The sequence below is a fragment of the Micromonospora sp. CPCC 205558 genome (genome assembly GCF_036902955.1).
Classification (GTDB): Bacteria; Actinomycetota; Actinomycetes; order Mycobacteriales; family Micromonosporaceae; genus Micromonospora.
This window is the reverse complement of the sequence record NZ_JBAKHR010000024.1, coordinates 61,518-87,786: the sequence shown is the minus strand read 5'-3', so window position 1 is coordinate 87,786 and position 26,269 is coordinate 61,518. Positions and strand designations below refer to the sequence as shown.

Annotated in this window: 24 protein-coding genes, 1 pseudogene and 1 riboswitch; of the genes and pseudogenes, 19 read left to right on the top strand and 6 right to left on the bottom strand. The window is 71.6% G+C overall.

Features of this window, described 5'->3' with window-relative positions; translation table 11 throughout:
* The first annotated feature begins 81 nt into the window (after nt 1-81).
* The 4 genes from V6U86_RS24325 to V6U86_RS24310 all read left to right on the top strand — a co-directional run bounded on the left by V6U86_RS24325 (nt 82) and on the right by V6U86_RS24310 (nt 4,429).
* On the top strand, nt 82-1,071 hold the full coding sequence (locus tag V6U86_RS24325; protein ID WP_334506836.1) for a LacI family DNA-binding transcriptional regulator: 990 nt from the start codon (nt 82-84) through the stop codon (nt 1,069-1,071).
* A 26-nt stretch (nt 1,072-1,097) separates the two neighbouring features.
* On the top strand, nt 1,098-2,348 hold the full coding sequence (locus V6U86_RS24320; RefSeq protein ID WP_334506834.1) for a sugar ABC transporter substrate-binding protein: 1,251 nt from the start codon (nt 1,098-1,100) through the stop codon (nt 2,346-2,348).
* Nucleotides 2,349-2,418: 70 nt separating this feature from the next.
* Nucleotides 2,419-3,540 carry a carbohydrate ABC transporter permease gene (locus V6U86_RS24315; RefSeq protein WP_334506831.1) on the top strand — a complete coding sequence of 374 codons (1,122 nt, stop codon included), beginning with the start codon at nt 2,419-2,421 and terminating at the stop codon, nt 3,538-3,540.
* 1 nt (nt 3,541) lies between these two features.
* The gene (locus V6U86_RS24310) at nt 3,542-4,429 is read left to right on the top strand and encodes a carbohydrate ABC transporter permease (RefSeq protein ID WP_334506829.1); all 888 of its coding nucleotides are present in this window, start codon (nt 3,542-3,544) and stop codon (nt 4,427-4,429) included.
* A gap of 43 nt (nt 4,430-4,472) precedes the next feature.
* On the opposite strand, the gene V6U86_RS24305 is transcribed toward V6U86_RS24310, so the two are convergent.
* The gene (locus tag V6U86_RS24305) at nt 4,473-5,048 is read right to left on the bottom strand and encodes a GNAT family N-acetyltransferase (RefSeq protein WP_334506827.1); all 576 of its coding nucleotides are present in this window, start codon (nt 5,046-5,048) and stop codon (nt 4,473-4,475) included.
* 35 nt (nt 5,049-5,083) lie between these two features.
* Here V6U86_RS24305 and V6U86_RS24300 point away from each other — a divergent pair, with 35 nt between their 5' ends.
* The gene (locus V6U86_RS24300; protein ID WP_334506825.1) at nt 5,084-6,358 is read left to right on the top strand and encodes a glycosyltransferase family 87 protein; all 1,275 of its coding nucleotides are present in this window, start codon (nt 5,084-5,086) and stop codon (nt 6,356-6,358) included.
* On the opposite strand, the gene V6U86_RS24295 is transcribed toward V6U86_RS24300, so the two are convergent.
* Nucleotides 6,257-6,808, bottom strand: a complete 552-nt coding sequence (locus V6U86_RS24295; RefSeq protein ID WP_196927908.1) for a GNAT family N-acetyltransferase — start codon at nt 6,806-6,808, stop codon at nt 6,257-6,259. The two genes, V6U86_RS24300 and V6U86_RS24295, sit on opposite strands and share 102 nt — an antisense overlap.
* Nucleotides 6,809-6,887: 79 nt before the next feature.
* Between V6U86_RS24295 and V6U86_RS24290 the strand changes: the two genes are divergently transcribed.
* From V6U86_RS24290 to V6U86_RS24270, 5 genes are all read left to right on the top strand, one after another.
* Nucleotides 6,888-8,117, top strand: coding sequence for a winged helix-turn-helix domain-containing protein (locus V6U86_RS24290; RefSeq protein WP_334506823.1), 1,230 nt, complete (start codon nt 6,888-6,890; stop codon nt 8,115-8,117).
* Nucleotides 8,118-8,121: 4 nt separating this feature from the next.
* A complete protein-coding gene (locus V6U86_RS24285; protein WP_334506822.1) occupies nt 8,122-8,757 on the top strand; it encodes a DUF2752 domain-containing protein in 636 nt (211 codons plus the stop codon).
* Between the two features lie 569 nt (nt 8,758-9,326).
* Nucleotides 9,327-10,067 carry an FAD-dependent thymidylate synthase gene (gene thyX, locus V6U86_RS24280; RefSeq protein WP_334506932.1) on the top strand — a complete coding sequence of 247 codons (741 nt, stop codon included), beginning with the start codon at nt 9,327-9,329 and terminating at the stop codon, nt 10,065-10,067.
* A 47-nt stretch (nt 10,068-10,114) separates the two neighbouring features.
* A complete protein-coding gene (dapA, locus tag V6U86_RS24275) occupies nt 10,115-11,041 on the top strand; it encodes a 4-hydroxy-tetrahydrodipicolinate synthase (protein ID WP_334506820.1) in 927 nt (308 codons plus the stop codon).
* A 52-nt stretch (nt 11,042-11,093) separates the two neighbouring features.
* On the top strand, nt 11,094-12,782 hold the full coding sequence (locus V6U86_RS24270; RefSeq protein WP_124854118.1) for a ribonuclease J: 1,689 nt from the start codon (nt 11,094-11,096) through the stop codon (nt 12,780-12,782).
* Between the two features lie 63 nt (nt 12,783-12,845).
* Here V6U86_RS24270 and V6U86_RS24265 read toward each other — a convergent pair whose 3' ends face one another.
* Nucleotides 12,846-14,435, bottom strand: coding sequence for a YbjN domain-containing protein (locus tag V6U86_RS24265; RefSeq protein WP_334506816.1), 1,590 nt, complete (start codon nt 14,433-14,435; stop codon nt 12,846-12,848).
* On the bottom strand, nt 14,432-14,911 hold the full coding sequence (locus V6U86_RS24260; RefSeq protein WP_334506814.1) for a YbjN domain-containing protein: 480 nt from the start codon (nt 14,909-14,911) through the stop codon (nt 14,432-14,434). Before V6U86_RS24260 ends, V6U86_RS24265 begins: the two co-directional genes overlap by 4 nt.
* Before the next feature lie 113 nt (nt 14,912-15,024).
* On the opposite strand from V6U86_RS24260, the pseudogene V6U86_RS24255 reads away from it, so the two are divergent.
* Both V6U86_RS24255 and V6U86_RS24250 read left to right on the top strand, forming a co-directional pair.
* Nucleotides 15,025-16,509: pseudogene (locus tag V6U86_RS24255) on the top strand (DNA translocase FtsK 4TM domain-containing protein); the annotation flags it as partial.
* A 30-nt stretch (nt 16,510-16,539) separates the two neighbouring features.
* Nucleotides 16,540-18,972, top strand: a complete 2,433-nt coding sequence (locus tag V6U86_RS24250) for an FtsK/SpoIIIE domain-containing protein (protein ID WP_442935005.1) — start codon at nt 16,540-16,542, stop codon at nt 18,970-18,972.
* A 68-nt stretch (nt 18,973-19,040) separates the two neighbouring features.
* On the opposite strand, the gene V6U86_RS24245 is transcribed toward V6U86_RS24250, so the two are convergent.
* Both V6U86_RS24245 and sugE read right to left on the bottom strand, forming a co-directional pair.
* On the bottom strand, nt 19,041-19,286 hold the full coding sequence (locus V6U86_RS24245; RefSeq protein ID WP_124771411.1) for a hypothetical protein: 246 nt from the start codon (nt 19,284-19,286) through the stop codon (nt 19,041-19,043).
* Nucleotides 19,287-19,368: 82 nt separating this feature from the next.
* A complete protein-coding gene (gene sugE / locus V6U86_RS24240; protein WP_334506811.1) occupies nt 19,369-19,683 on the bottom strand; it encodes a quaternary ammonium compound efflux SMR transporter SugE in 315 nt (104 codons plus the stop codon).
* 61 nt (nt 19,684-19,744) lie between these two features.
* A riboswitch (guanidine-III (ykkC-III) riboswitch) is annotated at nt 19,745-19,815 on the bottom strand.
* 92 nt (nt 19,816-19,907) lie between these two features.
* Here sugE and V6U86_RS24235 point away from each other — a divergent pair.
* The 7 genes from V6U86_RS24235 (at nt 19,908) to pspM (ending at nt 26,227) form a co-directional block, all read left to right on the top strand.
* Nucleotides 19,908-20,831: an ornithine cyclodeaminase family protein gene (locus tag V6U86_RS24235; protein ID WP_334506809.1), complete on the top strand. Its 924-nt coding sequence runs from the start codon at nt 19,908-19,910 to the stop codon at nt 20,829-20,831.
* An 89-nt stretch (nt 20,832-20,920) separates the two neighbouring features.
* On the top strand, nt 20,921-22,429 hold the full coding sequence (gene rimO / locus V6U86_RS24230) for a 30S ribosomal protein S12 methylthiotransferase RimO (protein WP_334506807.1): 1,509 nt from the start codon (nt 20,921-20,923) through the stop codon (nt 22,427-22,429).
* 77 nt (nt 22,430-22,506) lie between these two features.
* Nucleotides 22,507-23,097, top strand: a complete 591-nt coding sequence (gene pgsA, locus V6U86_RS24225) for a CDP-diacylglycerol--glycerol-3-phosphate 3-phosphatidyltransferase (RefSeq protein WP_334506805.1) — start codon at nt 22,507-22,509, stop codon at nt 23,095-23,097.
* Between the two features lie 126 nt (nt 23,098-23,223).
* On the top strand, nt 23,224-23,718 hold the full coding sequence (locus V6U86_RS24220; RefSeq protein ID WP_334506803.1) for a CinA family protein: 495 nt from the start codon (nt 23,224-23,226) through the stop codon (nt 23,716-23,718).
* A gap of 197 nt (nt 23,719-23,915) precedes the next feature.
* Nucleotides 23,916-24,350 carry a helix-turn-helix domain-containing protein gene (locus V6U86_RS24215; protein ID WP_334506801.1) on the top strand — a complete coding sequence of 145 codons (435 nt, stop codon included), beginning with the start codon at nt 23,916-23,918 and terminating at the stop codon, nt 24,348-24,350.
* Between the two features lie 196 nt (nt 24,351-24,546).
* On the top strand, nt 24,547-25,419 hold the full coding sequence (locus V6U86_RS24210; protein ID WP_334506799.1) for a PspA/IM30 family protein: 873 nt from the start codon (nt 24,547-24,549) through the stop codon (nt 25,417-25,419).
* Between the two features lie 22 nt (nt 25,420-25,441).
* Entirely contained in the window at nt 25,442-26,227 is a 786-nt protein-coding gene (pspM, locus tag V6U86_RS24205; RefSeq protein ID WP_334506797.1) for a phage shock envelope stress response protein PspM, read from the top strand.
* Nucleotides 26,228-26,269: the final 42 nt, after the last annotated feature.

The following is a 26,269-nucleotide window of genomic DNA, read 5'->3' as shown; positions in this document are numbered from 1 at the left end:
AGTGCGAAACATTCCAGAAACTTGAACGATCCAATCCTGCCTTATCCAAATTGGATCGTTCAAGATGGCGAGAGGGATTAAGTGGCCGAAAAGGTGACCATCGCGACGGTGGCCCGGCACGCCCGAGTCAGCCGGCAGACGGTGTCCAACGTGCTCAACGCCCCGCACATTGTGCGGCAGGAGACCCGTCAGCGGGTCGAGGACGCAATCAACGCGCTCGGCTACCGGGCCAACCAGGCCGCCCGACAGATGCGCACCGGCCGGTCCCGCCTCATCGCCGCCCGGATCGACCCGACCCGCGACGGCATCAACGGCTCCGTGCTCGACCGCTTCCTGCACGGCCTCACCGAGACCGCAGACGCCGCCGGCTACCGGGTGCTGCTCTACACCGCCACCGACGACGACCGGGAGATCGCCACCTACGGTGACCTGCTCGGCACCTACGAGTTGGACGCGTTCGTGCTGGTGGGCACCAAGTACGGCGACCCGCGTACCACCTGGCTCGCCGACCGGGACGTACCGTTCGTGACCTTCGGTCGCCCCTGGGACGCGCTCGACGCGCACCCCTGGGTGGACGTGGACGGCGCCGCCGGCACCGCACAGGCCACCCGGCACCTGCTGGGCGCCGGCCACCAACGGATCGCGTTCATCGGCTGGCCGGCCGGCTCCGGCGTCGGCGACGACCGGCTGGCCGGCTGGCGCGACGCCCTGCACGCGGCCGGCGTCGACCCGACCGGGCTGCACCGGGAGACCGAGGACGGCATCGCCGAGGGCGAACGTCTGATGCGTGACCTGCTCGTCACCGTGGCGCCGAGCGCCGTCGTCTGCGCCAGCGACTCACTCGCCCTCGGCGCCCTCCAGGCCATCCGCGGCGTCGACCCGCAGGTGTCGGTGATCGGCTTCGACGACACGCCGGTGGCCGCCGCGGTCGGGCTGACCAGCGTCAGTCAGCCGCTCGGCGAGGCCGCCGCCCGCTGCGTGGACCTGCTCACCGGGGTCCTCGACGGCGACCACGAGACCCCTACCCCCGTGCTGCTCCAGCCCTCGCTGGCGCTGCGGCACACCGCGTAGTCCCACCCCCCCCACCAGGAGAAACCATGGCACCCCGAACAATCACCCGGGCAGCGGTGGCCGGCCTCGCCGCCGTCGCCCTCCTCGGCTCCGCCGCCTGCGGCAGCGGCTTCGACGACTCGTCCGGCGACGCCGCCCAGTCCAGTGGTCCGGCCAGCCTGCAGATCCTGATCGGCTCGTCCGGCGAAGCCGAGACCAAGGCGGTGCAGGACGCCGCCGCGAAGTGGGCCACGAGCTCCGGCAACACCGCGACGGTCACCCCGGCGCAGGACCTGACCCAGCAACTCGGCCAGAGCCTGGCCGGCGGCACCCCGCCGGACGTCTTCTACGTGGACGCCGCCCGGTTCGCCGACTACGCCAGCGTCGGCGCCCTGGAGCCGTACGGCGACAAGATCAGCAACTCTGGTGACTTCTACGAGAGCCTGCGCACCGCCTTCACCTACGACGGCAAGCTCTACTGCGCGCCCAAGGACTTCTCCACCCTGGCCCTGCAGATCAACACCGACCTGTGGACCAGGGCCGGGCTGACCGACGCCGACGTGCCGACGACCTGGGAGCAGCTCACCGCGGTCGCCCAGAAGATCAAGGCCAAGGGGCAGGTCCCGCTGGCCCTCGGCGACACCCGGGACCGGATCGGCGCCTTCATGGTGCAGAACGGTGGCTGGCTGACGAGCAAGGACGGCAAGCAGCCCACCGCGGACACCCCGGAGAACCTGGCCGCCCTCCAGTACGTCAAGACCATGCTCACCACCGGCCTGGCCAAGTACCCGAAGCAGCTCGACGCCGGCTGGTCCGGTGAGGCGTTCGGCAAGGGCAAGACCGTGATGACCATCGAGGGCAACTGGATCAAGGGCGCCCTGCAGAACGACTTCCCGAACGTGAAGTACAAGGTCGTGGCGCTGCCCGCCGGACCGAAGGGGCAGGGCACCCTCTCCTTCACCCAGTGCTGGGGCATCGCGGCGAAGAGCAAGTACAAGGACCAGGCGATCAAGTTCGTCGAGGCGATGACGAGCGGCGAGCAGCAGATGACCTTCGCTACGGCGTTCGGTGTGATGCCCTCCCGCCAGTCGGTGCGTGACCAGTACACGGCAGCCTTCCCGGCGGACAAGGTGTTCATCGACGGCGCCGAGTACGCCCAGGGCCCGGTGAACGCCCCGAAGATGGACAGCGTCCTCAAGGACCTCGACACCGGTCTGCAGAGCCTGAGCAACGGCGACCCGAAGACCGTGCTGCAGAACTTCGACAAGAACGCCAAGGCGGCGCTCGGCGGCAGCTGAGGTGCTGGCGGGGGCCCCGGCGACCACCGGGGTCCCCGCCGCACGTCGGCCGGAGAGGAAGGGAGGGACGATGGCAATCGACACACAGGCCGCCGTGGCGACCGCGCCCGGGCCGGGCCCCCGCCGGCGCAGGGGCGGCATCCGGAGCAACGAGAACCTCGCCGGCTGGCTCTTCGTCGCGCCGGTGATCGCCATTCTGGGGCTGTTCCTGCTGCTGCCGATCCTGATGGCGCTCTGGGTCAGCCTGACCGACTGGAACGGCCAGGGCACCCCCTTCACCGGCGACGTCCCGTTCGTTGGCGCGCACAACTACACCCAGTTGTTCACCGAGGACGGGCTGGCCCGCCGCGACTTCATGACCAGCATCCGCAACAACATCTACTACGTGGCGATCGTGGTGCCGGCGCAGACAGTGCTCGCGCTCGGCTTGGCGCTGGTCGTCAACAACCGGATGCTCAAGGGCAAGAGCTTCTTCCGCAGCGCCTTCTACTTCCCCTCGGTCACCAGTTCCGTCGCGATCAGCGTGGTGTTCCTGTTCCTGTTCGCCAACTCCGGTGCCGTGAACGCGCTGCTCGGCTTCGCCGGTATCGACGGCCCGGAGTGGTTCGCCGATTCCCGCGGAGTGCTGCACCTGCTGTTCGGCGTGGTCGGCGTGGACTCGCCACCTGCGGCACTGGCCGACGGCGGCCCGTTCGGGCTGACCTGGTGGGACTGGTTGGCCGGCCCGAGCGTGGCGATGATCTCGATCATCACGCTGGTCATCTGGACCACCTCCGGCACCTTCATGCTCATGTTCCTGGCCGGGCTGCAGAACGTGCCGGTCACGCTCGACGAGGCGAGCACTCTCGACGGCGCGTCCCGGTGGCAGCGCTTCCGGCACGTCACACTGCCGCTGCTGCGGCCCACCACCTTCCTGGTCCTCACCCTGGGCATGATCGGCTCCTGGCAGGTCTTCGACCAGGTGTACGTGATGAGCCAGGGCGACCCGGCCAAGACCACGCTCACCCCGGCCTACCTGTCGTACCGGACCGCCTTCCGGGACTTCGACTACGGCTCCGGCGCGGCGATCTCCTTCGTTCTGTTCCTGATCATCATCGTGCTCACGCTGATCCAGCGGCGGGTGCTGGCCGAACGGGACACCGACCGGCCGCGACGCGGCTGGTGGCGTCGACGCGTACCGGAGAGGTCCTGAGATGGCCGTGCTCACCGACCGCCCGGCGACGGCGCCCGCGCGGCGCGACGAGCGCGCGGCCCGCACCCTGGCCACTCGCTTCCTGGGGTACGCCACGCTGGTCTTCTTCGGGCTGGTGTTCCTCTACCCGTTCGTCATCCAGATCGGCAACTCGCTCAAGACCGAACCGGACGCGGCGGCGAACCCACTGTCGCCGTTCCCGGACCCGCTCACCCTCGCCGGCTTCGAGCGGATCTTCGCCGGCACCAACTTTCCCCTGTGGCTGGGCAACTCGCTGCTGGTGACGGTGCTGGTCACCCTCGGCCGGGTCTTCTTCGACTCCCTCGCCGGGTACGCGCTGGCCCGACTGCGATTCCGGGGCCGCAGCGGTCTGTTCGCCGCCGTCATCGCGGTGATGGCGGTGCCCGGGGTGGTGCTGCTGATCCCGAAGTTCCTGGTGCTCAACCAGTTGGGCATCTACAACAGCTACGCCGGTCTGGTGGTGCCGCTGCTGGCCGACGCGGCGGGCGTGTTCATCATGAAGCAGTTCTTCGAGTCGATCCCGGTGAGCGTCGAGGAGGCGGCACGGATCGACGGGGCGAGCATCTTCCGCACCTTCTGGTCAGTGGTGCTGCCGATGGCGAAACCGGCGCTGATCACCCTCACCATCCTGTCGTTCCAGGGCTCCTGGAACGAGTTCCCGCACAGCCTGGTGTCGGTGCAGGACCCGGACCTGTTCACCCTGCCGCGGGGCCTGGCCGACCTGGTCAGCGGTTCACTCGGCAGCGGCACCCAGTACCCGCTCAAGCTCGGCGCCGCGCTGCTGGCCACCATCCCGGTGGCGATCATCTTCGTGGTGTTCCAGCGGTACTTCGTCCGCGACGCGAACGACGGCTCGGACAAGGGCTGATCCGGGTCGGTGTGGCGGCCTCGACCCGGGGCCGCCACACCGGTCACTCGACCTTCTCGGTCGGCACGCCCACGTGCAGGCGCACCTGGGGCACCAGCATGTCGTCGACGTCCAGCGCGCGGGCCGCGCCGTCGGGCTCCCACCCGGTGCTGGTGAGGAACTTGCGAGTCGCCTCGTCACCGTCGAACGCCCAGGCCACGGCCCGACTCATGCCGTCCTCCCGCCACAGGTCGACGGCGGCGGCGAGCAGCCGACTGCCGTGCCCCCGCCGGCCCCAGCGCGGCTCCACCAGCAGGTCGGTCACCGCCGCCACGTCCGGGCCGAGCGCGTCGGCGGGCTCGCCCGGCGCCAATGCCTCGCTGTCGGCCGGGCCGGAGGCGGCGAACCCCACCAGATACGATTGCTCGGCCTGTTCGACGGCGACCAGCACCCGGTGCGCGCCCGAGGGCGGCTCCAACACCGCGGCGCTCCACCGCCGGGCGAGGAACGCCTCGTCCAGGTTGTCGAGTACATGCCGAGGCAGGATCCGGCGGTACGCGACCCGCCAGGTCGCGAGTTGGATGCGTGCGATCTCGCCGGCGTCCTCGGGACGCGCCGGGCGGACGTACCCGAGAGCCATGGGACGGAAGCCTACGCAGGGCGAGGGAGACGACGGTGGCGCAGGGTGCCAACAGGACAACCGCGCAGGTCGTCGGGGTGGTGGTGCTCGCCGCGGCGGTCACCGGGTTCCTCGCCGTCGCGGCCGTCCGGCACGGGTTCTTCGATCTGAAGGTCTACTACGGTGCGTTGACCTGGTGGGTGCACGACGGCGGGGAGATCTACGACTACCTCAAGCCGGGCACCCAGTACGGCTTCACCTATCCGCCGTTCGCCGCACTGGCCATGCTGCCGATGGCGTACCTGCCGTGGTCGGCCGCGATCGTGGTGAGCGTGCTCGCCAGCGTGGCCACCACCACGGTGCTGATCTGGTGGCTGGTCGACCCGATCGCCCGCCGCGCCGGCTGGACCCGCTGGTTCGCCCTCGCCGTGGCGCTCTGCCTGGCCGCCGCGTTCGAGCCGATGCGCGAGACGGTCAACTTCGGCCAGGTCAACACGCTGCTGCTCTTCCTGGTGGCGGTGGACCTGCTGCGTCTGCTGCCGGTCGGCAACCGGTGGGCCGGGGTGGGCATCGGCCTCGCCACAGCGATCAAACTGACCCCGGGCGTGTTCATCGTCTACCTGCTGGTGACCGGGCGATGGCGGGCGGCGCTCACCGCCAGTGGCACGGCTGCCGGGGTGTCGCTGCTGGCCGCCGCGCTCTTCCCGGACGCGTCCCGGGAGTTCTGGACCGAGGCGCTGTGGAACACCGGGCGGGTGGGCGAGCTGGCCTTCGTGTCCAACCAGTCGCTGCGCGGGGTGGTCGCCCGGCTCGATCCGGAGCACCCGAGCACCCTGCTGTGGCTGCTGCTGGTGCTCGGCACCCTGGCGCTCTGGGCCTGGCGGTCCCGGGCCGCCGTCGCGGCCGGCGACGAGGCGACCGGCCTGGCGCTGACCGGTGCCGTGATGTGCCTGGTCAGCCCGGTCACCTGGGTACACCACCTGGTCTGGCTGCTACCCGCGTTGATCCTGTTGGTCGACAACGCGATGGCCGCGCCGGCCGGCCGCCGGCGGCGGGTCCTGCTGGTCGCCGCGACCATCGGGTACGCGCTGCTGATCAGCCGGACCGTCTGGTTCTGGGAGAAGGACTTCACCGGCGTCGACGGCTTCCTGGGCAGCAACGCCTACGTGTGGATCAGTCTGGCGCTGTTGGCTTTCCTGCCGATCCGCCGGTGGCTGACCCCGCACGGGTCAGCGGTCGAGGCGTCCGGCGTACCGCAGCTCGACCAGCCCGACCGGCGGGCCCCCGCCGGCCAGCGGCACCTGGTAGGTCGACCGCTCACCGTCCGGTGACAGGCCGGCGCGCTCGCAGAACCGACGGGCCCGCCGGTTGTCCGCCAGCACCCACGCCCGGTACCCGGCCCAGCCGCGCTCGGTGAGCCCGCTCCGGGCGGCGTCCAGCAGCGCGGCGGCGGTCCCGTCACCCCAGCGGGCCGGCTCCACGTAGAGCGCCACCACCTCGCCGACCGTCGGGTCCAGGTCGTCGCGGTCCTGGTTGCGGCGGTACGGCCCGAAGGTGGTGAAGCCCACCACCGATCCATCCACCTCGCCGAGCAGGGTGGTGAACGGGTGCTCCGGATCGGCGGTGCCGACGTCGCGCCGACGCTGCGCCCAGGCCACCACGTTGAGCCGCCCGAGCACCTCGTCCGGCATGAAACCGGCATAGCCCGCCTGCCAGCCGTGCACGTGCACCCGGGCGACCGCCTCGGCGTCGTCCGGCTCCTCCCGACGGATGGTCAGCATTGCACCGTTCTATGCCTCGTTGGTCGTCACGTCCAGCTTCCCGCACCGGCGTCGTACCGATGAATTAAGGTCGCCGACGATGACCACACCGGAATCACTCTCGCTGGCCCAGGCCCGCCGCGTGGCGCTCGCCGCCCAGGGCTTCGCCGACCCGGCGCCGACGGGCGTGCCCACCCGCCGGCACCTACGGCGGGTGCTGGGCCGGGTCGGGCTGATCCAGATGGACTCGGTCAACGTGCTGCAACGCGCGCACTACCTGCCGCTCTACAGCCGACTCGGGCCGTACCCGACCACGTTGCTCGACCAGGCCGCCTACCGGCGCCCGCGGGAGTTGTTCGAATACTGGGGCCACGAGGCGTCGCTGGTCCCGGTCGAGTTGCACCGGTTGCTGCGCTGGCGGATGGCTCGCGCCCACAGCGAATCCTGGGGCGGCATGCGGCGGATCGCCCAGGAGCAGCCGGAGTTGGTCGCCTGGGTCCGCGACGAGGTGGCCGCCCGAGGGCCGCTGACAGCTGCCGAGATCGAGCACGATGCGCCCCGGGAGACCGGCAACTGGGGGTGGAACTGGTCGGCGGTCAAGCGGGCGTTGGAATACCTGTTCTGGGCCGGGGAGGTGGCCGCAGCCGAGCGCAGCACCTCGTTCGCCCGCCGATACGACCTGCCCGAGCGGGTGTTGCCGGCGGCGGCGCTGGCCGCGCCCACCCCGAGCGACGCCGAGGCGTACCGCACGCTGGTGGCCCTTGCCGCACGGTCGCTCGGGGTGGCCGCCGAGCCGGAGCTACGCGACTACTTCCGACTGCCGCTGGCCGGTGCCCGACAGGCCGTCGCGGAGCTGGCCGAGGCCGGTGAGTTGGTGCCGGTCACCGTGGCGGGCTGGCGTCAGCCGGCGTGGCTGCACACGTCCGCCCGGCTGCCCCGCTGGGTGCGGGGCAACACGCTGGTCAGCCCCTTCGATCCGTTGATCTGGGAACGTGCCCGCACCGAGCGGCTGTTCGACTTCAGCTACCGGATCGAGATCTACGTCCCGGCGCCTCAGCGGGTCTACGGCTACTACGTGTTGCCGTTCCTGCAGGGCGACCGGTTCACCGCTCGCGTCGACCTCAAGGCCGACCGCAAGGCCGGGGTGTTGCTGGTGCCGGCCGCCTGGCTCGAACCCGGCGCCGACCCGGGGGAGACCGCCGTCGCGCTGGCCGCGGAGCTGTACCGGCTGGCCGGCTGGCTCGGCCTGGACGCGGTGGCACCGCCCGCGGCCGGCGATCTGGCCGGTCCGCTCACCGCCGCGTTGGCCGGCGTGTCCGGTGTACCGTGAGCGCGTGACGAGCCCTTCCGGACCGGTCGACCAACCGCAGCCCGCCCCCGCGGCGGTCCACCTGGCGCCGGCCGACGGCGCGACGCCCGACGGCTTCGGTGCCGGCGGTGCGGGTCCCGACGGCTTCGGCCCTGGCGGTGCGGGTCCGGAGGGTTGGCCGACGACTTCGGCGGTTGGCTACTCGGCGCCTGAGCCGGATCGGATCACCCGGTTCGTGCTGCGGCTCCACGAACGCTCGCCACGCTGGGCCGCGCCGCTGGCGGCGGTCGGCTGTGTCGCCGTCGGGATGGGCTACGCGTTGCTCAGCAATCCGACCCACGCCGCCCCGGACGCCCTACCCACCTGTCTGCTCAAGTTGACCACCGGGCTGGACTGCCCGGGCTGCGGTGGCACCCGCGCGCTCTGGTACGTGCTGCACGGCGACCTGCCGGCCGCCGCCCGACACCACTTCCTGTTCATCTTCGCGCTGCCGTTCCTGGCGTACCTCTTCGTGGCCTGGGCGGCAAACCAGGCGTTCGGTTGGCGGCTGCCCGAGCTACGGGTCAGCTCGAAGGTCATCGGCGGGTTCCTGGGCGTGTGGCTGGCCTTCTCGGTGCTGCGCAACCTGCCCTGGGCGCCGTTCACCTCGCTCTACGTCTGACCCGTCGCCACCGCCGCCCGCCCGGCGCGCCGCCCCGCTGATGCGGCGCTCGGCGGGCATCCGGTGGTCGGACTCCCTTTGGAGCTGAATCGTTTGCGACATCACGTGTCGCCTGCTCCGCCGATCTCCTCGGCCGGTCGCCGCTGGTGAGTCGCCCGCCTCGGCCGGTCGCCGCCGGCCAGTTGCCCGACTGTTCGGGTCGCCCGACCAACCCATGATCGACTCGGCATTCACGAAACGGGGCCATCCACCCGCCCCGGACACCCCGACTTTCAGCAACCCGGAAGCGGCAGCTCGGGTCGCGCGGGCCTCGCTTGGGCGCCTCGGGTCGCTCGGGCGGCGTTCGTCGGCTCGGGCGGCCCAGCACTCAGGGCTGATGTCGTAAACGATTCAGCTCCAAAGGGACGCCGACACAACTGTCGGCCCCGGGCCTCGACGACGATGCGCGGACCCCGGCCCACGCCCCGGGTGCGTCGGAGGCCTCACCGCCTGAGTGATCGTCATTGCACGTGGCGCGGCTGAGTTGGGCCGGCCGGCACCGCACCACTAAAGTCCCAGGAATGCCGGACATGGTGCAGCCCCAGGTCAAGTTGATCGCGTGGACCCAATTCGCGGCCCCGGACGACGTGCCGTGGTCGACCGACGCGGAGGGTGGCCAGGCGCTCGCCGAGTTCGCCGGCCGGGCCTGCTACCAGTCGTGGAAGAAGCCGAACCCGGCGACCGCCACCAACGCCGGCTACCTGGCGCACATCCTCGAGGTGGGCCACCTGAGCGTGCTGGAGCACGGGTCGGTCACCTTCTACTTCACCGGGGTGTCCCGCTCCTTCACCCACGAGCTGATCCGGCACCGGCACTTCTCGTACTCCCAGCTGTCCCAGCGCTACGTCCCGGAGCGGGACGCGGCCATGGTCGAGCCCGCGGTCATCGCCGACGACCCGGAGCTGCACAAGAAGTTCGTAGAGGCGGCCGAGGCGAGCGTTCGGGCGTACACCGAGCTGCTGGAGGGCCTGGAGCAGCGCTTCGCCGACGAGCCGAACCCGACGCTGCGCCGCAAGCAGGCCCGGCAGGCGGCCCGGGCGGTGCTGCCGAACGCCACCGAGACCCGGATCGTGGTCTCCGGCAACTACCGGGCGTGGCGGCACTTCATCGCGATGCGGGCCACCGAGCATGCCGATGTGGAGATCCGTGAGCTGGCCGTGGAGTGCCTGCGCCAGTTGCAGGGTGTCGCCCCGAACGTGTTCGCCGACTTCGTGATCTCCACGCTGCCGGACGGCACCGAAGTGGCGGCCAGCCCGCACGAGGCGTCCTGAGCCCTTCCCCGGCGGGCCCCGGCTGGTCGTCCGCTAGGTTGGAGGGTATGACGCACGACCACCTCGACGCCGCCGCCCGACCGGCGTCCCGCCCTTTCGGCCGGCTGCTCACAGCCATGGTGAGCCCGTTCACCCCCGACGGTTCCCTCGATCTCGACGGCGCCGCCCGGCTGGCGAGCCACCTGGTCGACGAGCAGGGCAACGACGCGCTGGTGGTCAACGGCACCACCGGTGAGTCGCCGACCACCACCGACGCGGAGAAGGAGCACCTGATCCGGGCCGTGGTGGAGGCCGTCGGTGACCGCGCCAAGGTGGTCGCGGGCGTCGGCACCAACGACACCCGGCACACCATCGAGCTGGCCGCCGCCGCCGAGAAGGCGGGCGCGCACGGTCTGCTGGTGGTCACCCCGTACTACAACAGGCCGCCGCAGAGCGGGTTGCTGCGCCACTTCACCGCGGTGGCCGACGCCACCGGCCTGCCGGTGATGCTGTACGACATTCCGCACCGCTCCGGCGTGCCGATCGACACCGAGACGCTGGTCCGGCTCGCCGAGCACGGGCGGATCGTCGCGGTCAAGGACGCCAAGGGCGACCTGACCGCCACCAGCTGGGTCACCAGCCGGACCACCCTCGCCTTCTACAGCGGCGAGGACGCGCTCACCCTTCCGGCGCTGGCCGTCGGCAGCGTGGGCGTGGTCGGCACCTCGACGCACTTCACCGGGGCGCTGACCGCACAGATGATCGAGGCGTACGACGCGGGGGACATGCCTGCCGCGCTGGCCCTGCACCGGCGGCTGCTGCCGCTGTTCACCGGCATCTTCCGTACCCAGGGCACGATCCTGGTGAAGGCGGGCCTGGCATCGCTGGGCCTGCCTGCCGGCCCGGTGCGACCCCCGCTCGTGGACGCCACCGACGACGAGATCGCCCAGCTGCGCGCGGACTTCGCGGCAGCGGGCCTGGAGCTGCCCGAATGAACGAACGAAACGATGGACGTCGAGTAACGGCGTCGCAGAACGAGGTGGACGCGTGACCGAGGCGCACATCGAGGCGGAACTGCCCCCGCCGCTGCCGGAGGGCGGCCTGCGGATCATCCCGCTGGGCGGGCTCGGCGCCATCGGTCGGAACATGACCGTCTTCGAGTACGACGGCAAGTTGCTGATCGTCGACTGCGGGGTGCTGTTCCCCGACGTCGAGCAGCCGGGTGTGGACCTGATCCTGCCCGACTTCGGCCCGATCCTGGACCGGCTCGCCGACGTCCAGGCGATCGTGCTGACGCACGGCCACGAGGACCACATCGGCGCGGTGCCGTACCTGCTCGCCCACAAGCCCGACATCCCGCTGGTCGGCTCACAGTTCACCCTCGCCCTGGTCGAGGCGAAGTTGGCCGAGCGGCGGATCCAGCCGTACACGCTGACCGTGCGGGAGGGCGGCCGCGAGCGGCTCGGCCCGTTCGAGTGTGAGTTCTTCGCGGTCAACCACTCGATCCCGGACGCCCTCGCGGTGGCCATCCGCACCCCCGCCGGCCTGGTGCTGCACACCGGCGACTTCAAGATGGACCAGCTTCCCCTGGACGGCCGGATCACCGACCTGGCCGGCTTCGCCCGGCTCGGTGCCGAAGGCGTCGACCTGCTGCTGTCCGACTCCACCAACGCGGAGATCCCCGGCTTCGTCACCCCGGAGCGGGAGATCGGGCCGGTGCTCGACTCGATCTTCGCGAAGGCCAAGGGCCGCATCATCGTGGCCTCGTTCGCCTCGCACGTGCACCGCGTGCAGCAGGTCTTCGACTCCGCCGCCGAGCACGGTCGCAAGGTCGCGCTGATCGGCCGTTCCATGGTCCGCAACATGGGCATCGCCCGGGACCTCGGCCTGCTCAACATCCCGGCCGGCCTGGTCATCGGGATCGAGGAGGCGACCACGCTGCCGCCGGAGCAGATCGTGCTGATGTCCACCGGTTCCCAGGGTGAGCCGATGAGCGCGCTGGGCCGGATGGCCAGCGGCGACCACCGGCACATCACCATCGCCCCCGGTGACACCGTCGTGCTGGCCTCCTCGCTGGTGCCCGGCAACGAGACCTCGGTCTACCGGGTGATCAACCGGCTCGCCCGGGCCGGCGCGGTGGTCGTGCACAAGGACGTGGCCAAGGTGCACGTCTCCGGGCACGCCCCGGCGGGCGAGCTGCTCTACCTGCTCAACGTGGTCCGGCCCAGCAACCTGATGCCGGTGCACGGCGAGTGGCGGCACCTGCGCGCCCACGCCCGGCTCGGCATCGAGTCCGGGGTCGCCGCCGACCGGGTGGTGATCTGCGAGGACGGCGACGTCGTCGACCTGGTCGAGGGCCGAGCCAGCCTGGTCGGGCACGTGAAGAGCCGGTACGTCTACGTGGACGGCCTTGCCGTCGGCGACGTCAGCGAGTCACTGCTCACCGAACGGCGGATCCTCGGTGACGGAGGCTTCATCGCCACCACCGTGGTCGTCGACTCGGTCACCGGCAAGGTGGTCGCCGGCCCGACGCTCTCCGCGAAGGGTTTCTCCGAGGACCCGGAGGCGTTCAACCCGGTGGTGCCGCTGGTCACCGAGGCGCTCAACCGGGCCGCGGCGGACGGCATCACCGACCCACACCAGCTCCAGCAGATCGTCCGGCGGACCGTGGGGCGGTGGGTCAACGACAAGTACCGTCGTCGGCCGATGATCGTGCCCACCGTCGTCGAGGTCTGAGCGACTCCCGCTGACGCCGGTCCACCCGAACGGGGTGGGCCGGCGTCGCCGTGTCCGGGGCGGTCAGGGCAGCGCGGCGACCGCCTCGGCGTACGCGACGCCGGTGGCGATGGCGGCGTCCATGAGGACCCGCAACTGCGCCGGGGCGACGCCGTGGGCCAGGTCCGTGGCCAGGTCGCCGGCCAGCACCAACTCGTCGCCGAGGTCGTGGGCGTACGCCTTCGGCAGCAGCCGGTCGTGGTTCCACGCGTTGCAGAAGGCGTACGCCTCGGCGCGGCGGGCCGCCGGCAACCGGCGGTTGGCCATGGCGCGGGCGTGTAGCACCTCACCGCGCTCACCGGCCCGCCGGAACTGGATCACCGCACTGTCCCAGTGGCCGACCACGGTCTCGCCCTCGTCCACCAGGTACGGGTCGCCGCGCCCGTCGAGGATCGCGGTGATCATGGCGAGGGAGAGCGCTGACAACTCGCGTTCGCCAGGCTCGGCCTCGACGTCGGAACGGTCGTCGTCGGGTTCGTCGAGCCCGTCAGGCTCGTCGTCGGTGGGCAGTGGAACCTGCGCCGCGAGTGGGCGCTCGGCCAACCAGGCGGCCATCCGTCCGGAGTGGTGCCCGGTGCCGTTGCGCGCGTCGAAGCTGCCTGCCAACTCGCTGGCCACCCCGAGCAGCAGCGCCCCGAGCGTGGCAACGTCCAACTCGGTGGCCGCCCGCTCGCCGTACGCCGGGCGGGGCATCGTCCGCCCGCCCAGCCCCGCCTCCACGGCCAGCGCGCAGACCAGTGCCCCGGCGGCGGCGAACTCCATCGCGGCGAGATCGTCGGTCGGCCGGTCCAACCGGGGCAGCTGCTCGGCCAGAATGGCCAGCCCGCGTTCCAGGTGCCCGCCCAGCGCGCAGAACCGCAGGTGCGCGGCGAGGTGCGGGAACGCCGCCCGCTCACGTCGGTGCCGGCGGTACGCCCGCACGTGTGCCGCCGCCGCCCGCGCCGGCTCGCCGGTGCGCAGTGCCGGCAGCAGACCGGCGACCAGGTCCCGTTCGGGCTGGTCGGTGCAGGAACGCGGATCGCCGTCGGATTCGGCGAGTTCGGTGAGCGCGGCGGTCCACTCGCCCCACCCGGCCAGCAACTCGGCGCGCCGGGCCGAGGCGCAGCCCGGGCAGCCGCCGGCCGGGCCGGGCCGTTTGCCGGACCAGCGCTCGTACCAGTGCCGGGCGGTGGGCTCGTCGCCCAGGTGATCGGCGATCCGGCAGTGCAGCTCCGCGACCGTCGGCGTGTCCGGGCCGTCCGCGCCGACGCGGTGGGCCAGGTCGTGCAGCAGGGACCGGGTCTGGTCCAGCCCGACCCGGGGGGTGCCGAGCAGTGCCTCCACCGCGTACCGCTGGTAGCGCAGCAGCAGCCCGGTCTCCGGGTCGGTGAGCAGGTCGGGTCGGTGGTCGGCGGCGGCCCGGCAGCGCCGGACCGGCTCGACCAGCCGCCACCGCTCCCCGTGCAGCAGGTACGCCTCGATCAGCGCGAACCGCGCCTCCATCCCGGACCGGACGTCGCCGGCCGCGTCGGCGCGTTCGGCGAGCCGTTCCAGCGCCACCTGCCGGGCCGGGCCGTCGGGGAGGTCGCGGGCGTCGGTGAGCGCGGCCTCCAGCGCCGGCACCCGGCCGGTCACGACGGCACCGCGCCGGGCAGTCGACGGACCGCCACGGCCAGTTGGCAGCCGGTGGAGATGCCACAGTCGAGCAGTTGGTCGAGCTGATGGGGGGTCACTCCGCGTTCCAGGTCGGCGATCACCTCTCCGTACACCCGGGCTCGGCCGTCGTCGTCGACGTGCACGAACGCCTTCGGCCAGAGCCGGTCGTGGTTCCAGGAGTTGCAGAACGCGTACAGGTCGGGCACCCGTTCGATGCCGAAGGTCGGATCGACCATCGTGCGGATCTGGAGCAGCTCCCCGTCGCCGCCGACGCGGAGGAACCAGATCATGTTGTCGTCGAAGCGGCCCACCAGTTCGCCGTCCGGGGTCAGGCCGACGGACCGGCCGCGGGCGGCGAGCACCGCGGCGACCAGTTCGCCGGTCAGTGGACGCAGTGCGCCAGGGTGCCCGGCCAGCGGATCGTCCGGATCGCCCGCGATTTCCGGCGACGCCATGGGGCATCCCTTCTGAGGCGGATATCACGACCGGCGGCGGGGTTCGTGTTACGACGCGCGGACACGAACCGGAAAAGCGGGGATCTGCCCGGCCCCACCGTTACCGTGACTCTATGGCGGGCCGTACCTCTCAGGCGAGCCGGCGGCGCGGCGCGTCGCCGCGCGGTGGCACTAACAGTCGTGCCCGTCAGCCGGCGAAGAAGACCACCCGGGCTCCGGTCCGACGTCGCACCACGCCGCCCCGGCCCGGCCCGGCGGTCTACGTCGGCCGTGCGGTCGGTGCACTGTGGATGGGGTTGGCGCACGGGATGGGCTGGGCCGTGCGCGCCGCTGGCCGGCAGGCCGCCTCGGCCCGTGATCTCGACCCGGAGCACCGCCGGGACGGCGCCGGGCTGCTGATGTTCGGGCTCGCCCTGCTCTCCGCCGTGGCGCTCTGGCTGTCCGGAGCGGGGCCGGTGGGGGCGCGACTGGCCGACACGGTCCGGCTGTTCCTGGGCGCGATCTCGGTGGTCGTACCGGTGCTGCTGATGATCGGGGCGTGGCGGTTGATGCGTCAGCCGGCGGATCCGGCGCACCGGGGCCGCGGGTTGATCGGCTGGGGTTCGCTGCTGGTGTCGACCGCCGCGCTGCTCCAGATCGGCCAGGACCCGGCCGGCCCACTGCAACGTGACTTCGCCGGCGGCCTGGTCGGCGCGGGCGTCGGTGGGCTGCTGGAGCGGGCTGTGACCGCCTGGGTGGCGGTGCCGCTGCTCATTCTGCTGCTGCTCTTCGGCCTGCTCGTGGTGACCGCGACGCCGATCAACAAGATTCCCGAGCGGCTGGGCCTGCTCGCCGGCGGGCTGGTGGGCACACCGGAGGCGGACGAGGAGGCGGACGAGTCGGCCGCCAAGCCGGCCCGCAGACGACCGGCGAAGCGGATGCCCCCGCCACTGGACCCGGACGACTTCGAGGACCTGGACGGCGCGGACCTCCAGGAAACCATGGTGCTGCCGCGCAAGTCTCCGGCGAAGGTGCCGGCGAGCCGCAAGCCGCCGGCCGAGCCGCCGGAGCACTCGCCCGCCCCGACCCGGGCCGAGCAGCTCGCGTTGACCGGGCTGGCCGGGGACTACACGTTGCCACCGGCCAACATGCTCAGTGCCGGGGCTGCCGCGAAGACCCGCAGCAAGGCCAACGACGAGGTGATCGCCGCGCTGACCGGCGTGTTCGACCAGTTCGATGTGGACGCCGCGGTCACCGGCTTCACCCGTGGCCCGACCGTCACCCGTTACGAAGTGGAGTTGGGCCACGGCGTCAAGGTCGAGCGGATCACCCAACTGTCCCGCAACATCGCGTACGCGGTGAAGTCGCCGGACGTCCGGATCCTCAGCCCGATCCCGGGCAAGAGCGCCGTCGGCGTGGAGATCCCGAACACCGACCCGGAGAACGTCGCCCTCGGCGACGTGCTGCGTTCACGGGCGGCGACCAGCGATCACCACCCGATGGTGGTGGCGCTCGGTAAGGACATCGAGGGCGGCTACGTGGTGGCCAACCTCGCGAAGATGCCACACATCCTGATCGCCGGCGCCACCGGCGCGGGCAAGGCGCTGGCCCTGGACACACCGATCCCGACGCCTGACGGCTGGTCCACGATGGGTGACCTCCAGGTTGGCGGGAAGGTCTTCGACGAACGCGGTCGTAGCTGCACCATCGTCGCTGCCACCCCAGTGATGTACGACCGCCCGTGTTACGAAGTGGAGTTCTCCGACGGCACGGTCATCGTCGCTGACGCCCAGCACCAATGGCAAACGACGACGAGGGCTGGCCGCACCCAGCGAACCCATCGCTGGAGGGACGGGTCTTACTGGTCGGCGGATGATGTGCGGCGGCTGGCTGCAAAGGCAGACGAGGTGTTGGCAGAGCCTGATCGCTCGGTATCGACTGATGAGGTTATCTCCGACGCCGGCCAGCAGTTCCGGAACGCGCTGTATAAGGTCGCGCGTGGGCTGCCGAAGGAGCCGGGGAATACCCTGACCAGGTATGTGCGGGGTGGACGCGAGGTGACCCGCCGAGTTCCCGCCTATTCCCGTCACCGTCTCTATCAGGCGTTGAGCGAGCTCGTCGCTGATCCGGGCCGGTCGGGTCGGAGGCGTAGCTTCGACGACCGGCCAGTGACGACCGAAGAGATCGCAGCCTCGCTGCGGGTGGTCGGGCGTGGCGGATCCTGGGCCAACCATGCGGTCGCGGTGTGCGGACCCCTCGACTATGCAGAGCAGGATCTACCAATCGCTCCGTACACCATGGGTTGTTGGCTGGGTGATGGCACGACCGGCACGGCCGGCTTCACCTGCGACGAGGAGGAACTGCTGGACAACATTCGGCTGGACGGGTACGTCGTGACGAAGCATCCCTCCAGCCGGCTGCAATATACGATCTCCAATGGGCCAGAACGGGATGGGCGAATCGCCGAGGCCGTGGATCTGTTCGCTCAGGGTGTGAGCCTCGTGCGGGCGGCTCGGCAGGTCGGGGTCGGCCTCACCGCTGTGTGCAGGGCGGCTCGAGGTCGGGCCAGGGCTGTCCGTCCGGACCGCCGAGAGTCAGAGTCCGCTCCCCGTGAGCAGTACCGGACGTTGCGGCACTCGTTCCGCGAGATCGGCACGAAACATATCCCTGCCAGCTACCTACGCTCCTCGGAACAGCAGCGTCGTGCTCTGCTGGCCGGTCTGTTGGACACGGACGGAACAATTTCCCCTCGGGGTGGCGTCGAGCTCGGTCTCACCAACGAACGTCTGGCGCAGGATGCGCTAGAGCTGATCATCGGGCTCGGCTACCAGGCGACAATGACGACCAAGCGGGTAAAGGGCCGGACCGAGGCGTCCTCCACCTGTTACCGCATCCACTTCACCCCGTCCGACAAGGTCTTCCGGCTCACACGCAAGGCAAGTCGTCAGGTGGTCAGCGGGCGTGCCACAACCTCCCGGCGATACATCGTGGATGTACGACCGATTCCCTCGGTGCCCGTGCGATGCATCGAGGTCGACAGTCCGAGTCATCTGTACCTGGCCAGCCGCGCGTGCATCCCCACCCACAACTCCAGCTGCCTCAACACCCTGCTGGTGTCCATCCTCACCCGGGCCACCCCGGACGAGGTCCGGCTGCTGCTGATCGACCCGAAGCGGGTCGAGATGACCGGCTACGGGGGCATCCCGCACCTGGTCACCCCGATCGTGACCAATGCCAAGAAGGCGGCCGACTCGCTGGACTGGGTGGTCCGCGAGATGGACATGCGCTACGACGACCTCGCCGCCAACGGGGTCCGGCACATCGACGACTTCAACCGTAAGGTCCGCAACGGCGAGATCAAGGCCCCGCCGGGCAGCGAACGCGAGATGCGGCCGTACCCGTACCTGCTGGTGATCGTGGACGAGCTGGCCGACCTGATGATGGTCGCGCCGCGCGACGTGGAGGACTCGGTCGTCCGGATCACCCAGTTGGCCCGTGCCGCCGGTATCCACCTGGTGCTGGCCACCCAGCGTCCCTCGGTCGACGTGGTGACCGGTCTGATCAAGGCGAACGTGCCGTCCCGGCTGGCGTTCGCCACCTCCTCCCTGGCGGACTCCCGGGTCATCCTCGACCAGCCGGGCGCGGAGAAGCTGCTCGGCCGTGGTGACGGGCTCTTCCTGCCGATGGGCGCCTCCAAGCCGGTGCGCATCCAGGGCGCCTGGGTCACCGAGCGCGAGATCGCCGATGTGGTGAAGTTCTGCAAGGACCAGCGGGAGCCGGAGTTCCGCAAGGACGTGCTGGCCCCGGCGCAGGAGAGCAAGAAGAAGATCGACGAGGACATCGGCGACGACCTCGACCTGCTGGTCCAGGCGGTGGAGCTGGTGGTCACCTCGCAGTTCGGCTCGACCTCGATGCTCCAGCGCAAGCTGCGGGTCGGTTTCGCGAAGGCCGGTCGCCTGATGGACCTGATGGAGACCCGGGGAGTGGTCGGGCCGTCCGAGGGGTCGAAGGCGCGCGACGTGCTGGTCAAGCCGGACGAGTTGGACGAGGTCCTGGTCGGTCTGCGCGGCGACGGGGACTGACCGACAGCCGATCCCGGACGCAGGACGGGCCCGCCGGTTTCCGGCGGGCCCGTGACGTGGGGGAGCGGTCAGTTGTTGATCAGGGCGCCGATGATCACCAGGCTGATGATCGCGGCGACGACGCTCGCCACGGCGGCGTACCAACCCAGCGGCTTGTCGCCCAGCACCGCGCCGACGACGCCCGCGATGACGCCGAGCACGCCGAAGATGATCGGGTTGAGGAGCAGGGCCAGGACCGCGAAGACGAAACCCACGATGGTGAGGATGCGGGCGGCGCTGCTGCGGGGACGGGCGGTGCTCGGCATGTCGGCCATGTCTTCCTCCGGTTGAGAGCCTGTCGTGACAGATCGATCACTACCCACTGTGGGCGCGGCTCACGCCTGCCGACGGAGCGCCTCAGTGGAAGATCTTCAACCCGATCACGCCCGCGACCACCAGCAGCAGGCAGAGAATTCGGGGCAGGCTCGCCGACTCGCCGAGCGCCAGCATTCCGACCAGCGCGGTGCCGACCGCGCCGATGCCGACCCAGACCGCGTAGCCGGTGCCGACGGGGATGTCCCGCAGCGCGTACGACAGCCCGGCCATGCTCAGCAGCAGGGCCACCACGAACACCACGGACGGGGTCAGCCGGCTGAAACCGGCGCTGCGGTCCAGGGCGATTGCCCAGGCCGTCTCCAGCAGTCCCGAGATCACCAGTACGAGCCAGGCCATCGTTCACCTCACCGGAAGTGCCCGGGGCTGCCGCGCCGGGACGAGTCGAGTCTGCACGTCACGCGGGGCGTCTTGGCCTGACCGGGTACGCCCACCACTCGTCCGGAGCGGCCATGAACAACCGGCCACCGAATCCGACGCTAGCACCGACCCCGGCGCCGTGGCGGTGACCACCACCACGGTCCGTTGACCTCTACCTTACTTCAACTTGCAGTATCGCCAGCATGACCATGCTCTACGCCGACCCCGAGGTCGCCGCCGCGCTGGACGCCGCCACCACGGTCGACGCCATGCGTGCCGCGCTCCTGGCCGCGTACGAGGGACGCCTGATCGCGCCGCCCCGGGCCGCCGCACCGCTGGGCGGTGGGCGGATGGTGCTCACCGCCGGGCACCTGGTCGGCGAGTGGTACGGCTTCCGCTCGTACGACACCTTCGGCCACCCCCAGGGCGAGCAACTGGTGGTGTTGCACGACGCCCGGACCGGGGCGATCCGGGCGGTCGCGGTGGGCGAGGAGCTGGGTTCCCGTCGTACCGGCGGGTTGGGTGGCGTCGCGGTCGACGCGCTGGCCCGACCCGACGCCGCCACAGTCGGTGTGATCGGCTCCGGCCGACAGGCGTGGACCCAGGTCTGGGCCGCAGCCGCGGTCCGCCCGTTACGCGAGGTGGTGGTGCACAGCCGGTCCGCCGCTCGCCGGGAGATCTTCGCCACCCGGGTCCGTGACGAACTGGGCGTGCCGGCCCGCGCGGTGGCCGACCCGGGCTCGGCCGTCGCCGGGCGGGACCTGGTGGTGCTGGCGACCACCAGCCCGACCCCGGTCCTCTGCGCCGCCGACCTCAGCCCCGGCACGCACGTCAACGCGGTCGGCTTCAAGCAACGCGACCGCAGTGAGTTCGGCACCGATCTGCTGGACACCGCCGATCTGCTGGTCACCGACTCGGCAGCCCAGGCGGCGGACTACCAGCCGCCGATGCTCGCGGCCACACCCCCGTACGCCGGGCGGTTGCGCGACCTGGGCGGCATCCTGGCCGGCGCGGTCCCCGGCCGGACCAGCGCGGACCAGGTCTCCGTCTTCTGCTCCACCGGCCTGGCCGGCACCGAGGTGTTCCTGCTCGACGCGCTGACCCGGGTGGCGGCCCCGGCGCGCTGACCGGCTGACGGGACAGGGCTGACCGAATGGTGTCGACCGTCTCCGCAGCCCGCGTGCGTGGGCTCACCCGGCCGGCCCGGTACCCTCGGATGGTGTCTGCCACCTCTCCTTCTCCCGCTGACCACGCCGAGGGCCGTCGCGTCGCCCTGCTGACCCTGGGCTGTGCCCGCAACGAGGTCGACTCGGAGGAGCTGGCCGCCCGCCTGCACGCCGACGGCTGGCAGGTGACCACCGACGGCGAGGGCGCCGACGTGGTGGTCGTCAACACCTGCGGTTTCGTGGAGAAGGCCAAGCAGGACTCCATCCAGACCCTGCTCGCCGCCGCCGGAACGGGCGCCAAGGTGGTCGCCGCGGGCTGCATGGCCGAGCGGTACGGCCGCGAGCTGGCCGACAGTCTGCCCGAGGCCCAGGCGGTGCTGAGCTTCGACGACTACCCCGACATCGCCGCCCGGCTGAACGCCGTCGTCGCCGGCGAGCAGATCACCGCGCACACCCCACGGGACCGGCGCGAGCTGCTGCCGCTGACTCCGGTGCAGCGCCGCGACAGCGGGGTTTCGCTGCCCGGCCACGGCACCGTGACCCGCACCCCCGTCGACACCGACGAGCACACCCCGGCCCACCTGCGCCAGGTGTTGCGCCGACGGCTCGACACCGGCCCGGTGGCCTCGCTGAAGCTGGCCAGCGGCTGCGACCGCCGCTGCGCGTTCTGCGCCATCCCGGCCTTCCGGGGGGCCTTCGTCTCGCGTACCCCGGATGAGCTGCTCGCCGAGGCGGAGTGGCTGGCCAAGTCCGGCGTACGGGAGCTGGTGCTGGTCAGCGAGAACTCCACCTCGTACGGCAAGGACCTGGGTGACCCGCGCGCCCTGGAGAAGCTGCTGCCGCAGCTCGCCGCGGTGAGCGGCATCGTCCGGGTGCGGGCCAGCTACCTTCAGCCGGCCGAGACCCGGCCGGGGCTGATCGAGGCGATCGCCACCACTCCGGGCGTGGCACCGTACTTCGACCTGTCGTTCCAGCACTCCAGCGAGCCGGTGCTGCGCCGGATGCGGCGTTTCGGCTCGACCGACCGTTTCCTGGAGCTGCTGGCCAGCGCCCGCGCCCTGGCCCCGGACGCGGGCGCCCGGAGCAACTTCATCGTCGGTTTCCCCGGCGAGACCCGCGCCGACGTCGAGGAGCTGGTCCGGTTCCTGACCGAGGCCCGGCTCGACGCGATCGGCATGTTCGACTACAGCGACGAGGACGGCACAGAGGCCGCGGGCCTGCCCGGCAAGGTCTCCGCCGCGACGATCAAGCGGCGCTACGACCGGCTCAGCGCCCTCGCCGACGAGCTCTGCTCGCAGCGGGCCGAGGATCGGCTCGGATCGACCGTCGAGGTGCTCGTCGACTCGGTCGAGGACGGCGTGGTGGAGGGCCGGGCGGCCCACCAGGCGCCGGAGGTCGACGGCTCCACCACCCTGGTCGCCCCGGCCGAGGGCGGGGTCGATCTGGCCGCGCTGCGCCCGGGCGATCTGGTACGCGCAACGGTGACCGGCACCGAAGGGGTGGACCTGCTCGCTGTGCCGGATGAGATGATCTCGGCGGCGCCCGGCGCGGCACGGTGACGGCGGGCCCGAGCGGAGCGGGGGACCCAGGTGGTGCGGTGCCGGGAACGCCACGGCGGCCCGAGCGGAGTACGGCGGTGACCGGGGCGACGGAGTCGACGCCCGGCCGGGTGGTGGCCGTGGTGCCCGTCGTCAACGCGGCCAACGCGCTGACCGCCCTGCGGTTGGTGCTGGTGCCGGTCTTCGCCGCCTCGGTGATCATGTCCGGGATGACCCACGCCGGTTGGCGGATGGCGGCCTGCCTGATCTTCGCCGTGGCCTCGGCCACCGACCTGGTGGACGGTTGGATCGCCCGCCGCTTCGGGCTGGTCACCTCGGTCGGCAAGGTGGCCGACCCGATCGCCGACAAGGCGCTCACCGGTGCGGCGCTGGTGCTGCTCTCCTGGTACGACCAACTGCCCTGGTGGGTGACCGCGCTGATCCTCGTCCGCGAGCTGGGCATCACCGGGCTGCGGTTCTGGGTGATCCGGCACGGCGTGATCGCCGCCAGCCGAGGCGGCAAGGTCAAGACCGCGCTCCAGATCCTGGCCATCGCCTGGTACCTCTGGCCGATGCCGGCCGCGCTCGCCGTCGTCGGCCCGTGGATCATGGGAGCCGCCGTCCTGGTAACGGTAGCCACCGGCTTCGACTACATAACCCAAGCCATACGCCTGCGCCGCCCCCGCTAACCCCCGGGGTTTTCCCGCGTTGATCATGAAGTTATTGCCATCCCGCGCGGCGTGTCGTGACGCTAACTTCATGATCGACGCGATTGTGGGGTTCGGGTTGGGGGTTTGGTGGGGGAGGGTGTTGAGGTGGACGGTGTTGAGGTCGGCAGTGCGGCGGCGGGGGTCGTGCATCGGCTGGCCGAGCGGCACGAGACCCTGGCCACCGTCGAATCGCTCACCGGCGGGTCGCTGGCCGCCTCGATCGTGAACATCGCCGGTGTCAGCGGGATCTACCGGGGTGGCTTGGTGGTCTACGCCACCGAGTTGAAGGCGACCCTGGCTGGCGTCCCCGTCGACCTGCTGTCCGAGCGGGGGCCGGTGGACCCGGAGGTGGCGGCGGCGCTCGCCGAGGGTGGCCGGCAACGATGCGGCGCGGACTGGGGTTTGGCTACCACCGGGGTCGCCGGCCCCGAGCCGCAGGACGGAAAGCCGGTGGGCCTGGTCTACGTCGCGGTCGCCGGCCCGAACGGCGGTGCGGTCCGTCAGCTCCACCTGGACGGGGGGCGGGACCATGTTCGCGCTGCGGCGGTGGTCGAGGCGCTGCGGCTGCTCACCGAACGGCTCGTTGCCGCGACACCGTGACAGCCAGCGGGGCGGGGCGGGACTGGGCGGCGGCCCTCCCGGGAAGCCCGCCCCGGCGAACCGACGGGCGGGGCGGGATGTCGCTCGGGCCCGCAACGGGTACGGTTGCGGGAAGGCTCCGACGTTCGGGGTCGGCGTGGTCCGCCGCGACCGGCTGCCCAGCGCCGGGCGCGAGGTATCCCTCAGGGGGAGGTGCGATGATCCTGCTACGCCGGGTGATCGGTGACGCACTGCGAGCGCGCCGTCAGGGGCAGCAGCGCACGCTGCGCGAGGTCTCCACCGCCGCCAACGTCAGCCTCGGCTACCTCTCCGAGATCGAACGCGGGCACAAGGAACCGTCGAGCGAGCTGCTCGCCGCGATCTGCGACGCCCTTGGCGCCCGCCTGTCCGAGCTGCTGCGTGAGGTGAGCGACACCGTGGCGCTCGCCGAGCAGATGCCCGAGGTGCTCGTCTCGATGCAGGACGAGCCGGCCGACGTCGCAGCCAAGACCACCAACCGGGGTGTCCGTCAGGTCACCTCCGACGGCAAGGTCGCTGTCTCGGTCCGCCAGGACTCGCCGCTCAAGGCCACGCTGCGCAGCACCCGGGTCCGCCCGACCGAGCGCGACCGGGACGTGGTCTGCGCCGCCTGACCCCGATCCGGTTGACCATGGGCGGGGTGGCCCCGGCCGCGTAGGGTTGCTCACAGGAGCCGCCGGTGCTGTCGACCGCCCGGTACGGATGCCTCATTGGCGTTCGGCTGGGACGATGGAGACCGGCCGGTAACGGTCGGTCGGTTCTGCCGGCCCGGCCGTGGTGGAGCGACGCTACTGAGGGGATACCACGGAGATGGCGAACCCGTTCGTCAAGGGTTGGAACTACCTGATGGCACTCTTCGGTGCGAAGATCGACGAGCATGCCGATCCCAAGGTGCAGATCCAGCAGGCCATCGAGGATGCCCAGCGGCAGCACCAGGCGCTGGTCCAGCAGGCCGCCGCGGTGATCGGCAACCAGCGTCAGCTGGAGATGAAGCTGTCCCGGCAGATGTCCGAGGTCGAGCGGTTGCAGGGCAACGCCCGCCAGGCCCTGGTGCTGTCCGACCAGGCCCGGGCCAAGGGCGACGAGGCCGAGGCGGTGCGCTTCGAGCAGTCCGCGCAGACGCTGGCCAGCCAGCTCGTCTCCGCCGAGCAGGCCACCGAGGACCTGAAGACCCTGCATGACCAGGCGCTGGGTGCCGCCGCCCAGGCCCGCCGAGCGGTCGAGAACAACTCGATGATCCTCCAGCAGAAGCTCGCCGAGCGCACCAAGCTGCTCAGCCAACTGGAGCAGGCCAAGATGCAGGAGACGGTGGCCCGCTCGCTGGAGTCGATGTCGTCGCTGACCGCGCCGGGCACCACCCCGTCACTGGATGAGGTGCGCGACCGCATCGAGCGGCGGTACGCCAACGCGATGGGCCGCGCCGAACTGGCCGGCAACTCCGTCGAGGGCCGCATGTTGGAGATCCAGAAGGCCACGATCGACTCGGCCGGCTCGGCCCGGCTGGAGCAGATCCGGTCCAGCATGGCGGGGGAGCAGCTCGGCGGCGCCACCCAACGACCGGCCGTGCCGCAGGCCGAGAAGGCCGGCCCGGCCAACGACCCGACGGCTGCCGCCCGGCTGGACGAACTGCGCGCCAGCATGGCTCGCGAGCGGGGCACCGGCGACCCGACCGCTGCCGGCTGAACGACCGGACCGAGGAGTCACTGTGGCAGACGAGCGGACCCGGTACTTCCGGAAGCTGGGTCGGCTTCGCCGGTCGGCCCGACGGTGGAGTGTGCTGGCCGGTGGGCTCGGCGGCGCGGCGGTGGTGCTGACTCCGTACGCCGGCGTTGGTCTGCCCGACGCGGCCTGGGCTGGCGCCGCGGGCAGTGCCATGGCGCTCGCCGCCTGGCGTTGGATCGACGTGCGCGCCCTGGCCGCCCAGCCGGCGCCCCCCGCGCTCGACCCGGCCGAGGCGGCGGCCCGGTCGAGGGCCCGGTTGATCGCCGCCGTCGAGCGGCTGCCGGTCGGCCCGGGCGTGCTGGCCGAGGTGCGCCGGGTCCGTTCCCGGATCGCACTGCGCGGCACCAGCGCCGGGGAGCCGTGGGCCCGACTGGACCAGGCGGCGCTCACCCTGGCCGGAATGGCTCCCCGGCTCACCGGGCTGGCCGAGCCGGCGGTGCTGGAGGCCGCCGCCGCCGACCGCTCGCTGCGCGAGCTGGCCGCCCGGGTGGCCAGCGTCGAACGTGCCCTGCGGTTGGCTCCGGCCGACGCTCGGCCGCCGTTGGCCGAGGCGCACGCCGCACTGGCCGCCCAACTGGAGGGCGGGGTGGCGGCGTACGAACGGTTGGTGGTCGCCGCCGCCGGCTATCTGGCCGAGGACTCCCGACCGGAGACCGCCCACCCGGCCGCCGACCGGCTCACCGAGGCGACCGACCTGCTGCACGGGGTCGCCGGTGCCCTCGCCGAACTGCGGGCCGTCGGCACCCCGCTGCGCGCGCCGACGCGCTGACCGGGCCGTCGGCACCCCGCTGCGCGCGCCGACGCGCTGACC

Bases quoted from the DNA above. Each gene is read 5' to 3' on its own strand.
- V6U86_RS24320 (WP_334506834.1), top strand. From the start codon at position 1,098: ATGGCACCCCGAACAATCACCCGGGCAGCGGTGGCCGGCCTCGCCGCC.
- V6U86_RS24315 (WP_334506831.1), top strand. From the start codon at position 2,419: ATGGCAATCGACACACAGGCCGCCGTGGCGACCGCGCCCGGGCCGGGC.
- V6U86_RS24310 (WP_334506829.1), top strand. From the start codon at position 3,542: ATGGCCGTGCTCACCGACCGCCCGGCGACGGCGCCCGCGCGGCGCGAC.
- V6U86_RS24305 (WP_334506827.1), bottom strand. From the start codon at position 5,048: ATGGCTCTCGGGTACGTCCGCCCGGCGCGTCCCGAGGACGCCGGCGAG.
- V6U86_RS24295 (WP_196927908.1), bottom strand. From the start codon at position 6,808: ATGCTGACCATCCGTCGGGAGGAGCCGGACGACGCCGAGGCGGTCGCC.
- V6U86_RS24290 (WP_334506823.1), top strand. From the start codon at position 6,888: ATGACCACACCGGAATCACTCTCGCTGGCCCAGGCCCGCCGCGTGGCG.
- thyX (WP_334506932.1), top strand. From the start codon at position 9,327: ATGGTGCAGCCCCAGGTCAAGTTGATCGCGTGGACCCAATTCGCGGCC.
- dapA (WP_334506820.1), top strand. From the start codon at position 10,115: ATGACGCACGACCACCTCGACGCCGCCGCCCGACCGGCGTCCCGCCCT.
- V6U86_RS24260 (WP_334506814.1), bottom strand. From the start codon at position 14,911: ATGGCGTCGCCGGAAATCGCGGGCGATCCGGACGATCCGCTGGCCGGG.
- V6U86_RS24250 (WP_442935005.1), top strand. From the start codon at position 16,540: ATGGGTGACCTCCAGGTTGGCGGGAAGGTCTTCGACGAACGCGGTCGT.
- V6U86_RS24245 (WP_124771411.1), bottom strand. From the start codon at position 19,286: ATGGCCGACATGCCGAGCACCGCCCGTCCCCGCAGCAGCGCCGCCCGC.
- sugE (WP_334506811.1), bottom strand. From the start codon at position 19,683: ATGGCCTGGCTCGTACTGGTGATCTCGGGACTGCTGGAGACGGCCTGG.
- V6U86_RS24235 (WP_334506809.1), top strand. From the start codon at position 19,908: ATGACCATGCTCTACGCCGACCCCGAGGTCGCCGCCGCGCTGGACGCC.
- rimO (WP_334506807.1), top strand. From the start codon at position 20,921: ATGGTGTCTGCCACCTCTCCTTCTCCCGCTGACCACGCCGAGGGCCGT.
- V6U86_RS24215 (WP_334506801.1), top strand. From the start codon at position 23,916: ATGATCCTGCTACGCCGGGTGATCGGTGACGCACTGCGAGCGCGCCGT.
- V6U86_RS24210 (WP_334506799.1), top strand. From the start codon at position 24,547: ATGGCGAACCCGTTCGTCAAGGGTTGGAACTACCTGATGGCACTCTTC.